The 13,757-nt window shown below is 68.8% G+C and carries 13 protein-coding genes; 3 read left to right on the forward strand and 10 right to left on the reverse strand.

What is annotated here, in order from left to right; genetic code table 11:
- Window positions 1-44: 44 nt before the first annotated feature.
- The 8 genes from ACFW9O_RS20780 to ACFW9O_RS20815 form a co-directional block, all read right to left on the reverse strand.
- Window positions 45-2,189 (reverse strand): alpha-galactosidase, encoded by a 2,145-nt coding sequence (locus tag ACFW9O_RS20780; protein WP_384611183.1) that lies wholly within the window; start codon window positions 2,187-2,189, stop codon window positions 45-47.
- Window positions 2,189-4,267, reverse strand: a complete 2,079-nt coding sequence (locus ACFW9O_RS20785; RefSeq protein WP_384611185.1) for a beta-galactosidase — start codon at window positions 4,265-4,267, stop codon at window positions 2,189-2,191. Before ACFW9O_RS20785 ends, ACFW9O_RS20780 begins: the two co-directional genes overlap by 1 nt.
- Entirely contained in the window at window positions 4,267-5,160 is an 894-nt protein-coding gene (locus ACFW9O_RS20790; protein WP_384611187.1) for a carbohydrate ABC transporter permease, read from the reverse strand. The genes ACFW9O_RS20785 and ACFW9O_RS20790 overlap by 1 nt, the downstream gene beginning before the upstream one ends.
- Complete coding sequence (locus ACFW9O_RS20795; protein ID WP_384611189.1) at window positions 5,157-6,068, reverse strand: carbohydrate ABC transporter permease; 912 nt, start codon at window positions 6,066-6,068, stop codon at window positions 5,157-5,159. Before ACFW9O_RS20795 ends, ACFW9O_RS20790 begins: the two co-directional genes overlap by 4 nt.
- A 62-nt stretch (window positions 6,069-6,130) precedes the next feature.
- A complete protein-coding gene (locus ACFW9O_RS20800) occupies window positions 6,131-7,510 on the reverse strand; it encodes an ABC transporter substrate-binding protein (protein WP_384611191.1) in 1,380 nt (459 codons plus the stop codon).
- A gap of 375 nt (window positions 7,511-7,885) precedes the next feature.
- Window positions 7,886-8,878: a LacI family DNA-binding transcriptional regulator gene (locus tag ACFW9O_RS20805; RefSeq protein ID WP_351176745.1), complete on the reverse strand. Its 993-nt coding sequence runs from the start codon at window positions 8,876-8,878 to the stop codon at window positions 7,886-7,888.
- Between the two features lie 300 nt (window positions 8,879-9,178).
- The gene (locus ACFW9O_RS20810; protein ID WP_351176748.1) at window positions 9,179-9,403 is read right to left on the reverse strand and encodes a cold shock domain-containing protein; all 225 of its coding nucleotides are present in this window, start codon (window positions 9,401-9,403) and stop codon (window positions 9,179-9,181) included.
- A 316-nt stretch (window positions 9,404-9,719) separates the two neighbouring features.
- Entirely contained in the window at window positions 9,720-9,893 is a 174-nt protein-coding gene (locus tag ACFW9O_RS20815) for a hypothetical protein (RefSeq protein ID WP_384611194.1), read from the reverse strand.
- Between the two features lie 303 nt (window positions 9,894-10,196).
- Here ACFW9O_RS20815 and ACFW9O_RS20820 point away from each other — a divergent pair, with 303 nt between their 5' ends.
- Window positions 10,197-10,949 (forward strand): DUF4328 domain-containing protein, encoded by a 753-nt coding sequence (locus tag ACFW9O_RS20820; protein WP_384611196.1) that lies wholly within the window; start codon window positions 10,197-10,199, stop codon window positions 10,947-10,949.
- A 279-nt stretch (window positions 10,950-11,228) separates the two neighbouring features.
- On the opposite strand, the gene ACFW9O_RS20825 is transcribed toward ACFW9O_RS20820, so the two are convergent.
- Window positions 11,229-11,738, reverse strand: coding sequence for a hypothetical protein (locus ACFW9O_RS20825; RefSeq protein WP_384611198.1), 510 nt, complete (start codon window positions 11,736-11,738; stop codon window positions 11,229-11,231).
- Window positions 11,739-11,896: 158 nt separating this feature from the next.
- On the opposite strand from ACFW9O_RS20825, the gene ACFW9O_RS20830 reads away from it, so the two are divergent.
- On the forward strand, window positions 11,897-12,604 hold the full coding sequence (locus ACFW9O_RS20830; protein WP_384611200.1) for a hypothetical protein: 708 nt from the start codon (window positions 11,897-11,899) through the stop codon (window positions 12,602-12,604).
- 101 nt (window positions 12,605-12,705) lie between these two features.
- Window positions 12,706-12,927, forward strand: coding sequence for a hypothetical protein (locus ACFW9O_RS20835; RefSeq protein ID WP_327126036.1), 222 nt, complete (start codon window positions 12,706-12,708; stop codon window positions 12,925-12,927).
- Between the two features lie 293 nt (window positions 12,928-13,220).
- Here ACFW9O_RS20835 and ACFW9O_RS20840 read toward each other — a convergent pair whose 3' ends face one another.
- A complete protein-coding gene (locus ACFW9O_RS20840; protein ID WP_384611202.1) occupies window positions 13,221-13,712 on the reverse strand; it encodes a DUF4265 domain-containing protein in 492 nt (163 codons plus the stop codon).
- Window positions 13,713-13,757 lie beyond the last annotated feature (45 nt).

The following is a 13,757-nucleotide window of genomic DNA, read 5'->3' on the forward strand; positions in this document are numbered from 1 at the left end:
CCGGCACGAGCGGGGCAGGGCCCGGACACCTGGACCGCTCGCCCTCACCCCACCCGGCGCAGAATCAGCATCCGGCTCGCGTACCCACCGGGCGGCAGCTCCGCCGGCACCCCGAACGCCGCCAGCGCGGCGCCCCTGTGCTCCGTCCCCGGCGGGAGCGCCCCGCTGTCGTCGTCGACGCGGTACACCGCCTCCGGATCGAGACCGCGCAGCCGTAGCCGGGGCACGGCCGAGCGTTCCGACGGTCCCACCCGCCACTGGAGGACCACGCACTCGGCGCCGTCGCGCGCCACGAACTGCACGGCGTGAGAACGGTCCGCCGGGGAGCCCAGGCGGTACAGGTCGCCGGTCTGGATCGTGGACCGGACCTCCTTGTAGAGGGCGACGTACGCGGCCGTCTCGTCCAGTTCCGCCTGCGGCCAGCGCGTCAGGTCGCCGCCGATGCCGAGAGCCCCGGCCATCGCGCTGTGCAGGCGGAACCGCAGGGGCACGGCCCGCCGGGTGTACGGGTTCGGGCTGTCCGTCACCCAGGCGCCCATCACCTGCGCGGGATAGAGCTGCGAGAAGCCGTACTGGATGGTCAGCCGGTCCACCGCGTCCGTGTTGTCCGAGGCCCACGCCTGGTCGGTACGGGCCAGACTCGCCAGGTCGACGCGTCCGCCGCCGCCCGAGCAGGTCTCGATCCGCAGGGCGGGACGTGCGGCGCGCAGCCGATCGAGGACACGGTGGGCGCCGAGGGCGTGCTCGACGAAGACCCTGCGTCCATCGGGCCGGCCGGCCGCGGAACCCGCTTCCGTGAAGGACCGGTTGAAGTCCCACTTGAGGAAGTCGACATCGAACCCGTCGACCGTGCGGAGCAACCAGTCGAACGCCCAGTCGGTGACCTCGGGCCGCGAGAAGTCGAGTACCAACTGGTTCCGCAGGGGGTGGGCGGTGCGGTCGGGCAGATGCAGGACCCACTCCGGCCGTTCGCGGAACAGATCGCTGACCGGATTGACCATCTCCGGTTCCACCCACAGCCCGAACCGCATACCGAGTCCGTGGACGTGGTCGGCCAGCGGGCGCAGCCCGTCGGGGAAGGCGGCGGGCCGGGGTGTCCAGTCCCCCAGCCCCGCACGGTCGCTGTCACGGGCACCGAACCAGCCGTCGTCGACGACGAACAGCTCGGCGCCGGTCCGCGCGGCCAGATCGGCCAGTTCTCGTTGCCCCTCGAAGGTGACGTCGAAGGCCGTCGCCTCCCAGGAGTTGTACAGCACGGGCCGCGGTTCCCCGGGCGCGGGCAGGACCCGGTCCCGCACGTAGGCGTGGTAGGCCCGGGACGCCCCGCCGAATCCGCCCGGCGTGTACTGCCCCGTGCTCACCGGAGTCGTCCAGGTCTCGCCCGGTGCGAGGGAGATCTCCAAACCCTCGTGGCCGCTGCCACCCAGCACGCTGCACCGGCCGTCCGCGGACCGCACCGCCGTCATCCGCCAGCTCCCCGCGGTGGCGAGGGCGACGGTCCACACCTCGCCGCCCTCCTCGGTCGCGTCCCCTGCGTCGAGGGCGAGCCAGGGGTTGCTCTGGTGGCCGGTGTGGCCGCGCCTGCTGGTGAGGGTCGTCTCGCCGACGGCGAGGGGGGTCCTGCGCAGGTGGAACTCGTCCGCCCACTGCCCGTGCACGGAGCTCATCCGGTACGCCCGCAGGACGGGCAGGTTCCACTGCGCGGCACAGTGCCGCACCAGCGACAGCGGTGGCTCCTCGGGTGCCCCGGTGTGCCGAAGTTCGGTCCAGCGTTCGATCACCGGGCAGTCCTGGCGGACCCGGTAGTGAAGGTGCCACCCGAGCGGGCGGCCGGCGTCGCGGAGGCTGACGGACAGCACCGCGCTGTCACCGTCCTCCCTGACCTCGTAGCCGTCCACGACGGGCTCGGTCGCACTGGTGCCATCCGCGTACCGCACGTCCAGGGCGGGCGGGGCGAACCGTACCTGTCCGTCGACGGCCAGCTCCTCCGTACCGTCGAGCGGGCTGTCGAAACTGCTCCTCGCGGAACCCGGCTCCCGCAGGACGAGGGCGTCCTCCAGGACGATGGGCGCTCCCCAGTGCAGCAGGCGTACGGTCCCGGCGGACGCGTCGACCCGCAGCATGTAGCCGGTGTCGGCGGCGCGCAGGAGCACGGTCCCGGAGGGCCGGTCGATCTCGACGAGAGACATCAGCGGTCCTCTTCCCGGTGTCGTACGGCCCGTTCCCGTACAGGTTGTTCCCGCAGGACCACGACATCCCCCGCAGGGACGCTTGCGCAACCCGGCAGCGCCGAACCGTCGAGCCGCGTAAGGCCGTCGACGGGGATGGTCACCTCACCGTCCGTGTGGTTGACGAGGAAGAGGTACGACCGGTCGCCGGCACTGCGGCGTACGGCTTCGACGCCGGGGGGAACGGAGGCCACCGGGGCGGCCCCGGCCTCCCGGCACACGGAGTCCATCAGGTCGCGCAGGGAACGCGCGGGCAGGGCCGCCGCCGCGTACCACCCGGCACCGGCACCGTAGGAGTGCCGGGTCACGGCGGGGCCGCCGCGGGCCGGGCCCCCGTCCGGGCCGTCCGCGAACCGCAGCCTCGCGGTACAGCCGCGCGACTCGACCCGCTCGGTCCACAGCAGTGCGCGGCCGCCGTCCGACAGCAGCGCCGACTCGCCCTCCCGCAAGGGGACGTACTCGTCGACCACGAGTCCGAGGAGGTCCCGGAACGCGCCGGGGTGTCCGCCGGTCCGCACCCGGTCGTACGCGTCGACGGCTCCGCTGAACGGGCCGAGCACGGCGTGCCCGCCGCCCCGCACGTAGGCGTGCAGGGAGTCCGCGTCCGCGTCGGACACCAGATAGAGGCTGGGTGCGACGACGGCCCGGTACGGGGTGAGGTCGGCGTCGGGTGCCACGAGGTCGCAGGTGACGCCGAGATCCCACAGGGCCCGGTACCAGTCCCTGACGGTGTCGAGATAGCGCAGGCGCTCGGAGGGGCGGGCTTCGAGTTCCAGGGCCCACCAGGTGTGCCAGTCGAAGAGCAGTGCCACGTCCGCCCGGACCTGGGTGCCGCATACCTCGGCCAGGGTGGTGAGTTCGGCGCCGAGGGCGGTGACCTCGGCCCAGGTGCGGGTTCCGGTGCCGCCGTGCGGAAGCATCGCGGAGTGCCACTTCTCCGCACCCGCCCGGGACTGCCGCCACTGGAAGAACATGATGCCGTCGGCGCCGCGGGCCAGGTGGGTGAGGCTGTTGCGGCGCATCTCCCCGGGCGCCTTGGGTACGTTGACGGGCTGCCAGTTGACCGCGGACGTGGAGTGTTCCATGAGGAGCCAGGGGCGGCCGCCGGCCATGCCGCGGGCGAGGTCGGCGTTGAGCGCCAGGTCGACGTGGTTGCCGGGATCGGCCGCGACGAGATAGTGGTCGATGGAGACGATGTCGGAATGCCGGGCGAAGGCGTGCCCGTCGACCTTCTTCTCCAGGGTGCCCAGCAGGTTGGTCGTGATCGGGATGCCGGGCGCCAGGTCACGCAGGAGCGCACTCTCCGCCCGGTGCCGGGTGAGCAGGGCGTCGGAGGAGAAGCGCCGGTAGTCGAGCTCCTGGCCCGGATTGCGGAAGGCGGTGGTGTCGCGCGGCGGGTCGATCTCGTCCCAGCCGCCGTACCGTTGGCCCCAGAAGTCGGTACCCCAGACGTCGTTGACCCGGTCCAGGGTGGTGTACCGGGCGCGCAGCCAGTCGCGGAAGGCAGCGCCGCTGGTGTCGCAGTAGCAGAGGGCGTTGTGGTTGCCCCACTCGTTGTGCACGTGCCACATGGCGACGGCGGGATGGGCGGCGTACCGGGTCGCCAGCGCGGTCACGACGGCGTCGGCGGCCCGGGCGTAGTCCGGACTGCTGGGGCAGAACGCCTGTCGGCTGCCGTGGGTGAGGCGGGTGCCGGACGCGTTCTGCGGGAGCGAGGTGGGGTGCGCCTTGCTGAACCAGGGTGGGGGAGCGGCGGTGGGGGTGGCGAGGTCGACGGCGATGCCGTTGTCGTGCAGCAGGTCAAGGACGGTGTCGAGCAGCGACCAGTCGTAGGAGCCCACGCGGGGTTCCAGGCGGGACCAGGAGAACACCCCGAGGGTGACCAGGTTGACTCCCGCGTCGCGCATGAGGCGCACGTCCTCGTGCCAGATGTCCCTGGGCCACTGTTCCGGGTTGTAGTCGCCTCCGTAGGCGATGCCGCCGAGCCGCTCGGAGAGTGCGTCCAGAGGACCGGCCGGAACGCCGTTCGGGCCGGTCACTACTTCACCGCCCCGGCAGCCAGGCCCGCACGCCAGTAGCGCTGGAGCAGGAGGAACGTGATCACGATCGGTACGACCGAGACGAGCGCGCCGACCAGGGTCAGCGTCTGGAGCTCGGGCATCCGGCTGGTCTGCGACTGCCAGGTGAACAGGCCCAGGGTGACCGGGTAGAGACGCTCGTCCTGGAGCATGATCAGCGGCAGCAGGAAGTTGTTCCAGATGACGACGAACTGGAAGAGGAAGACGGTCACCAGGGCGGGCGACATCATGCGCAGCGCGATGCTGCGGAAGATGCGCCACTCGCCGGCGCCGTCGATGCGAGCCGCCTCGATGACCTCCTCGGGTATGGAGGCGGTGGCGAAGATCCGCGAGAGGTAGACGCCGAACGGGCTGACGACGCTGGGCAGGAACACCGACCAGAAGGTGTTGGTGGCGTCTGCCTCGGCGAAGAGCAGGAACAGCGGCAGCGCGAGTGCGGTGGCGGGCACCAGCACGCCGCCGAGGATCACCGAGAAGATCGCCTCACGGCCCTTGAACCGGTAGACGGCCAGCGCGTATCCGGCCATGGCGGCGAGCAGGGTGCCGACCGCCGCACCGGCCCCCGCGTACGCGAGGCTGTTGACGAGCCAGCGTGCGTACACCCCGTCCTGCTGCGCGAAGAGCGAGCTGAGGTTCTCGCCCAGGTGCCAGTCGGCGGGGAGCAGGCCGGGCGTGCTGACCAGGTCGCTCTGGCTCTTGGTGGCGGAGACGAGCAGCCAGTAGACCGGCAGCAGCATGTAGCCGGCGACCAGCGCCATGAACACGAACACCGGCACGGTCGACAGGCCGGGGATGCGGCGCGGGCGTACGGGCGCGGGGGCGTGCGCACCGTCGGTACGGGTGAGGAGGGTCATCCCTGCCTCCTGGCAGTGAAACGGAGAAACACGAAGGACAGCACGAAGGTGGCCACGGCCAGCAGAACCGACAGCGCCGCGGCCTCGCTGTAGCGGTCGCCCGCCGCGAGCGAGTACGCGGCCAGGTTCGGGGTGTACGTGCTGGTCACGCTGGTGGAGATGGCACGGAACACCTGCGGTTCGGTGAACAGCTGGAAGGTGCCGATGAGGGAGAAGACACCGGTCAGCACGAGCGCCGGCCGAATGACCGGCACCTTGATGCGGAGGGCGATCGTCCACGGCCCGGCCCCGTCCACCCGCGCGGCCTCGCCGAGATCGGCGGGCACCGCCTGCAGCGCCGCGTACATGATCAGCATGTTGTAGCCGGTGTAGGTCCAGGTGACGACGTTGCCGATCGACCACAGGATGGCGTCGGGGCCCAGGAGGTCGACGTCGATGTGCGCCGAACGGAGCAGGTCGACGACGGGGGAGAGGCGCGGGTCGTAGAGGAATGCCCACATCAGGGCGGCCACGACGCCCGGGATGCCGTACGGGACGAAGTAGACGAGGCGGAAGAACCGCTTGAGGCGGGCCACCGCCGAGTCGAGCAGCAGTGCGAGGGCGAGCGCGAGCGCGATCATCACCGGGATCTGCACCAGCGCGAAGAGCGCCACGCGCAGCAGGCTGTCCACGAAGAACGGCTCGGACACCACGTCGCCGTACTGCTCGAACCCGGCGAACACCGTCTCGGTGCGGCCGAAGGTGCCACCCGTGCGCTCGGTCTTGTGCAGGCTCTGCCAGAACGCGTAACCGACCGGCACGAGCGTGAAGAACACGAAGGGAATCAGGAAAGGGGCGAGGAACGCGAGTGGTGCGAGGGTGTGGCGGTGGCGGCGGGGCGCCGCCACCGGGGTGCGGGTGGTCGTCACGGGTGACTTTCGGGTTGGGCCGTACCGGCGGAGCGGAGGCGGGGGAGGACCGGCCGGAGGGGTCAGTCCGTCACATCCAGCGCCTGCTTGCGGAGTGACTCGACGCTCTGGGAGTCGGTGTCCTTCAGTACGTCGGCGAGCGTGCTGCCGCCGCCGGTGGCCTTCGCGGTGCCGTCACTGAGGAAGCGGTAGGTGTCGGTCATGGTCGGACCCCAGGTGAAATCGGTGTCGACGTTCGCCGATGCCTCCGAGAAGACGTCGAAGATCTTCTGCTTGCCGTAGAAGTCGACCGGCTGCTGCAGTACCGGGAGTTCCAGACCGGCCGTGGCCGCGGGGTAGAGGCCGCCCTCACGGTTGAGTATCTCCAACGCCTCCGCGTCGGTGTTCAGCCACAGCGCGAACTTCGCGGCCTCGGCAGGGTGCTTGCTGCCCGCAAGGACGGCGGTGGTCGAACCGCCCCAGTTGCCCGCCTGCTTCTGGCCCTTCTCCCACTGCGGCATAGGGGCGACGGCCCACTTGCCTGAGGTGGACTTCGCGTTGTCCCGAATGGTGCTGTAGCCCCAGGCGGCACTGATCCAGGTGACGACCTCACCGTCGTTCCACGACTTGTACAGGGCGGGTGAGAAGCCCTGGAGGTCGGTGGCGACGAGCTCGTCGTCGATGAGCTTCTGCCAGTAGTCGGCCACCTGGCGGCTCTCCGGCCGGTCCACGCTGACCTTCCAGTTGTCGCCGTCGCGCTCGAACATGGGGGCCTTGTTCTGCCACAGCAGCCCGGTGAACCAGTTCGGGTCGGTCTGCGAGAAGTGGGTGATGTACTGCCCCTTCTTCGCCGCCTTGATCTTCCGGGCGGCGGCCTCGTACTCCTCCCAGGTCGTCGGCGCGGCCAGGCCGAGCTTGTCGAAGACGTCCTTGCGGTAGAAGAGCGCCATCGGACCGGTGTCCTGGGGCACCGCCCAGACGCCGTCCTTGCCGTCGGCCCCGAAGTCCACCTGCGACCAGGTCCAGTCGACGAACTTCGATCCGGCTTCCGTGACGCCGTCGCACTTCGCGATGTCCGTCAGCCCGCCCTTGAGACGGAAGCTGGCCAGGGAGTCGTACTCGACCTGCCCGAGGTCGGGGGCCTTGTCGGCCTTCAGGGCGTTGGACAGGTTCTGGTACGTGCCCGCGTTGCCGGACGGCGTCGTCTTGAGGGTGACCTGGACATCGGGATTCTCGCTGTTCCAGAGGTCGACGGCCTTCTGCATGCCCGGGACCCAGGACCAGTAGTCGAGCGTGACCTTGCCCGAGGCGGGCTCGCACGCGGAGTCCGCCGAGTCCGCGCCGTCGTCCGAGCCGCCGCCGCACGCGGTCAGCGCCGCGAGGGTGAGAACCATGCCCCCGGCCAAGCTGCGCCGGACGAGGGAGCTGCGCCGGGTGACCGGGCCGTGCTTAAGAACTGCCATGAGGGTGCTCTCCTTTGAGCCGACGCCGTCACGCCTGAGTGAGGCAATGGCGGCTACCTTCACAACAGAGATCAACAGAAGTCAACAGTTGCGGTGAACTTTGGTCTCCATCGCGACCGTTTCGTAATGCGGCATCGTGTGGTTCTGGTGGTCTCAAACGTGCTGTGAGCTGCGCATATGGTGGTGGGAGCGATCCCGTGGGTGTCGGTCGAGAAGATGACGTAATCGATTACGTATGGGCTGCTGCGGGCGCTGATCGCGCCGTCCGGTGGGGCGGGGGAGAGCGCCGCCCCACTGCCCCTTCAGGGCCGCGAGCAGAGCCGGGCCGACGGGAGGGTTGACGGGGCGGCTGACGGGTCCTTCAGACGGGTCGGTTCAGACGGTCCCGCGCGAGACGAACTCGGCCTTGACGTGCACGGTCTTCCGCGCGACGCGTCCGTTGAGGCGCTCGATCAGAAGCCGCGCAGCGGCCTTTCCCACGTCGACCGCCGGATACCTGACCGTGGTCAGACGCGGACGCACCAGCGATGCGAACGACGCGTCGTCGTGGCCGATCAGCGCAACGTCGCCGGGGATGCCGACGCCGAGTTCCTCCGCCTTGTCCATCGCGCCGATCGCGACGGCATCGTTCGCACAGAAGACCGCGTCCGGGCGGTGCTTCATGCGCATCAGGTGCCCGAACCCCGCCGCGCCGGCCTCACGGGTGTGCTCGCCGCGCACCACCAGTCGGCCGGGAAGTGTGGTGCCGAACTGGACGGCCAGGGTCCGCAGCAGTTCCATCCGGGGGTCGCCGCCGGTGGCGTCCCGAGGACCGGCGATCATGGCGATCCGCCGACGTCCGGCGCCCGTCACCTCCGTCAGTGCCGCGCGCATGGCGGCCCGCGCGTCCGGCGTCACCAGGTCTGTCTCCCCGAAACGCAGGTCGGCGCTGACGACCGCCGGGATACCCGCCTCCGACAGCGTCAGGAAGTCCTGAGCCACCAGCCGGAAGGGGGTGATCACGACCCCCGCGAACCGCTGCTGGACCGCCTCCCGCAGGAATGCCCGCTCCTCGTCCCGGTCCGCTTTCGTGTCACAGACCATGACATGCAGACCGAGCGTCCGCAGCTCGTCCTGGAGGGAGGCCGCGAGCTGGGCGTAGAAGGGGTTGGACAGATCGGGAACGACCAGTGCCACGATGCTGGAACGCCCGGTCCGCAGGCTTCGAGCCACCGTGTTGACGGTGAAGCCCAGATCGGCGATGGCTGCTTCGACCACCCGCCGGGTCTCGTCCGCGACGGCCCGCTTGCCGGAGAGGACGTAGGACACGGTCGCCGTCGACACTCCGGCCGCACGGGCGACATCGGCCATGGTGACCCGAACTGCCAACGCACACGCTCCCTCCGTACGGTTCGTCACCCTACTTCACACCGCGACACCGCAGCTCACGCGCGTTCCGCGGTCCGGGCCGGGTGTGAGGGTGCCACAACCGCACGGGGCGAACGGGTGGCACTGTGGGGTTGATCCGGCGATCAACGCACCGCACACCTCTGTCGGGCAATGCCCGAGTGGTCGTGCCGGGTATCGGCGGTGCGGGGGCGCTACTTCAGGCTGCGGTAAAGGGCGCGGTGGCGTAGCGGACCGCCGGGGACACGGGTGGTGCGCCGCCGTTGATGTCAGGCGTGGACGTCAGGCGGGCCGAGGCACGATACTCACGGCGCGGTAGTCGTACCCGTCCTGTTTGAAGCCAGGGGCTTCCCAGGTGAGGTCCACCTGTTGTCCGGACGACAGCGTGCGGAAGCCCGGCAGCTGGATGTCGGAGTAGTGGCCGAAGCAGCCGCCGGGGGTCTCGGAGGAGTCGAGTACACCCCACCCTTCCTCGTCGTTCCACTCGCGGACAGTCGCAGTCACCATGGGCGGAACTCTACGGGCTTCGTCTGCGCCGGCCCGCTCGGCACTGAAGCGGCAGCGTCCGGACCGTAGGTGACCACGCCCGCTGAGGTCAGAAGTGGATGTCAAAGGCCCCCAACCATGATCAGTTGGGGGTCCGCGGCTGACCGCTCCGTCTGGCACGGGTATGGCACAGCCACGTTCTGATCCGTAGCTCCAGCCGGATCGGTCAGCGACAGCCATATCGCCCGCTACGAGGTCCCGGAGAGACGGTGTCGGGCGGGGGCGGTCGCTGTGGTTGGTGTACTGCGCTGCTGCACACCAAGGATCAACAGCGGGGCTATCCGCTGAGCGCTTCCACGAGGTCAAGGAAGACCTTCAGCCCGAAGACGGCGACGCCTCCAAGTGCGATGACCCCCAGTGCGCAGACCAACGCGACCACGGTCATGATCCAGGCGCATCCCTGAGGCGCGTTGTGATCGGTTCCGTCGTCGTCCCAGCCCTGATCCCCCATGTCGCCCCCTTCGCCGGTCACTCTAATGAGCGGCCGGCGATGGTTCGATCGGGAGGGGGCCCAGCTGGTCAGGTCGATCACAGGGGACGGTCGACATCGGCCGACCAGCCCGGTGCTTCGATCGATCGTCTGCTGAGATCTGGGGTCGGCCGTCGCTGGTCGCGCTTGTCGGTGTCAGCCGCTGATGTCAGCCCACCGTAGTGGCCTTGACCTGGCGAGACGCCGTGGCATCAGCTCCCTGGGAGTTAAGATCCGCTGCCGACCTGCGGGAAGTCCGAATGGGCGGCTTCCAGGGGGTGTGAAGTGGCTGGAGCAGTCAGGGTGCCGCGCGGGCAGGCCCGGTTTGCCTGCGGCGCGCTTGCCGCGTTCGCGCTGGTGACTGTCGCGGCCGGGTTGGCAGCGTGGCACAAGTACCAACTGCTGGCGGGACCGCTGGCGCCAGGGCCGTACGTCGACAACCCATTGGTCGAGGTCGACACATATTTCAGAAACCTGATGGGCTGGCGGACGGGGCTGCTCCTCGCTGCCCTGTTCCAGTTCAGTATCTGGCTCGCCAACATGCGCGACCTCGCGGATGTGCTCTGGCGCCAGGGACAGCGTCGGCACAGGGCGTGGCTGGTCTTCGGCTGGGTGATTCCGCTGGGGCAGCTCTTCATACCCAAGATGTTCGTCAACGACCTGTGGGCCGCCAGTCGGCCTGAATCGCAGCGCCGTCGCGGACATCCCCTGCTCACGGCATGGTGGCTGTCCGTCCTCGTCGCGGCGAACGCATACAACGATGCCCCCGAGGCACTCAAGGAGGCGGACACTGCTAGCCAGGCTCGCCATGCCCTGCGCCAGATCATGCTCAACGATGGTCTGGACATCTGTGCCGCCGCGCTATCGATCGTCGTCGTCTGGCAGCTCATGCGCAGGTTGGAGCGCGCCACACTGACGGCGAGGGCGCCTGTCGAGGTCTGCCCGGCGGGCCAATCGAGACCCGAGGTGGGAGCCCACGACGCTCGCCACGAATCCGCCGGCACTCGCGAACGGCGCCCCTCTCATCCCGGAGTCTGAGCGCCCCCGCCGGAGGTATGCCTTACGCCTGACGGTTCCCTTCGCCCAGGCTCTCTCGCTCCAGTACTCCAGCCGTAGATCGTCATCTTCATCGACGAGCGGATCGTTGGCAGTGGCGAGTGCACGATTGCTGACGGCGCCGCCTGACTGTCACTCCGTGCAGCTGGCATCACCTGACCCGTGCACGACGTCCGCGTTCGGAGCCGGGCGTCCCCGCCCGGCAAGGAGGCCCGAAAAGCCGAGTGAAGCATGCCAAGGGCGGTTGCATGCCGGGCAGCCTCAGCAGGATTCCTCGGCCAGCTCTTCGAAAGCTTCGCGCGTCATGCTCCGGCCATCGGCCCACACCTGACCGAGCTCCAAAGCATCGATATCCGTCAGGCGGAAGGTCACCAGACCGGTGTACTCGTAGTTGAACTCGGCTTTGCCAAAAGAGATTTGGTAAGTGAGGTCGGCGCGCAAATCCTGATCCCCCACTTGCACAGCAGCCCACTGCGAGGGCGGTGCGAAGAGCGGAAAGTCGACATCCCCCGGCGCGTGCTCAGCTGGAACCTTCCAGCCGGAGAGGTTCTCCCCGTCGAGCAGGCCACCATCCTCAGCTTGGTTGGTTCCCGCGAATCCCTGGAGGCCCGGCCCTCGGATCTTGTCGTCTCCGCACGGTCGCAACAGAACATGCGGAACTCCCTCGGCGTCGAGTTGTACGCCAACCAATGGCAGCACCACCGCGCCGCATGCGGATAGCGTCGCCACTCCTATCGCCGCAAACAGCGCACAGGCCATCACTCGTCGCATCTATCCCCCCCCGGGATGGTCCGGATACTACTGGGTCAACCCTGGACTGGGAACGTAATGGGGCAACGTTCGCCGGGAGTAAGAACTCCCAACTGAATGACTCTCAAGACCTCGTTGGGGTTGGACGGTGGCTAGCGGCCGCGTGCGAGGATGCTGCTGTGCTGGATGAGATCGACGCCGTGGGCTGGGGCTCTATACCGGGCCATCCCGACTGGTACGAACCGGAGCGTGTTGCCCGTGGTCTACGTGCCCTTTGCGAGGCCGCGAACTTGGTGCAGGCCGCGGAAGCCGGCTCGCAGCTCGGCGGCGGTGGAATTGTTCATGGGCACAGCGGCGCGGTGTTCCCAGCGGCTGTGATGGCGACCCCGCTTCTCCTGGACATCGCCCAGCGGGGGCACCCGGCGGCACAGGACACCGCGTTGGGCCTGCTTGATGAGGCTCTGTCGTGCTATCCGCATGCCGGGTACACGCGGGTGGCGGTTCCTGGCGGCACCGCGGTACCCATCTGCTGTGCCATCGCCCACCATCTGCGAGATCGCACCGATTTCCTTGCCGGGCTGGGCAAAAGGGGCAAGGCATTGCTGGCCGACGCGGCATTGCACTGGCGCTTCGAGATCGGCGAGTGTGTCGCCGACAACAACGACACAGCAGCCTTCGGTATCTTGGCCGGCTGTCTCCCCTGCGGCGTGCATGCGGCGGAAATGCATCTTGCTGGCGCCATCACCATGCTGCGCGAACTCACCCTCGAGTACCCACCCGCGGAGGGCTCTCTGGAAGCATGCTTGCGGGTGATCGCACGTCACCCGGGCGAACTACCGCCAGGTGCCTTGCTGTTTCCGGCGGAGTGCGGGGATCGCGTGCACTGACTGGCTCCCGTTTATCAAGGATCTTCTGGTGCAGGGACCGGCCGCTGTCGTCAATCCGGTGCGCTACGGCGCGTCCTTGGCGGGCCGGGAAGGGGGCTGTTGTGGACGTAGTGGAATTGATGGAGTGGTTGGCCGAGCGAGGATGCTCGGTGGTCTTCAAGGCTGATGGTGAGCGCGGACAGGGGCACCGTTGGATGGTGATCGTCTCCGGCGGCGCTCTGGGGGCGGAGGGGTTCTTCAGGACTGACCTGTCGTCCGCCGAGGCGTGTGTTGAAGCCACACTCGAGCACTTGGCGAGCCGCCAGATCTCACCTTTCACCTGAGCTTGGCCTCACTGGTGATCCGCCCCGGATAAGCCGGTGACCTGAGATACCAGGGCTGGCACCCCGCCGGGCCGGCCAGATGCGCGGCAAAGCGCCTGCTGTCGGCGCGGGGGCCTGAGGGCCGCCTACGCGGCATGGCCCCTTCGGTTGTGAGTCATGAACGGCAGTCTGTACGGGGCTGGACAGATGCGTAGGTCGGTTGAGTCTCGACGGCCGAGCCAGGTCACAGACCACCTTCACCAAGTTGATTCTCCTGGTCGACCGCGAGATCTGGACCTCTGGCTTCGTCCTCATCAGGACGCTTCCCACCAGTTCAGCGGCTCTCCGTCCGGTCCGAACACGTTGCTGAAGCCCCACTCGACCAGCACGCCCACGCCTGCTGTCCACAGATCCATCACGGCCTCGACTGCGGGGAATCCGGCAGCAGCCGGCACCGTCACCACGATGAACCGCCGGTCGGCAGGCGCCTCCACCAGGCCGCCCAGGGGAACGAAGGCGCTGGTCAGGGATTCCAGCGACTCAGCATCGAAGGGCGGCTCGCCGAATGCTTGGATGCAAAGGTTCGGGCCTCGTCGCTCAACCTGGAACAGACCGTCGGCGTCGATCTTCAGCAAGTCCCCGGCCGCGCAGCCCTCGACCATGCCAGGGCTACCCGTCAGTTCATAGCTGCCAGGACCGACAGCCCTGGCAGGGAGCGTCTCGAACACTGGCTTCCCGGAACGGGCAGAGCCGACGCGGAGTACCACGTGGCAGTGGTCGGAGGGTGCGGGACTCTCGATGTTCATTTCAGCATCCTCGCGCAGGCCGTCCGAGGCGGGAAACTCCACCGT

This window comes from Streptomyces sp. NPDC059499 (assembly GCF_042749285.1).
Taxonomy (GTDB): domain Bacteria; phylum Actinomycetota; class Actinomycetes; order Streptomycetales; family Streptomycetaceae; genus Streptomyces.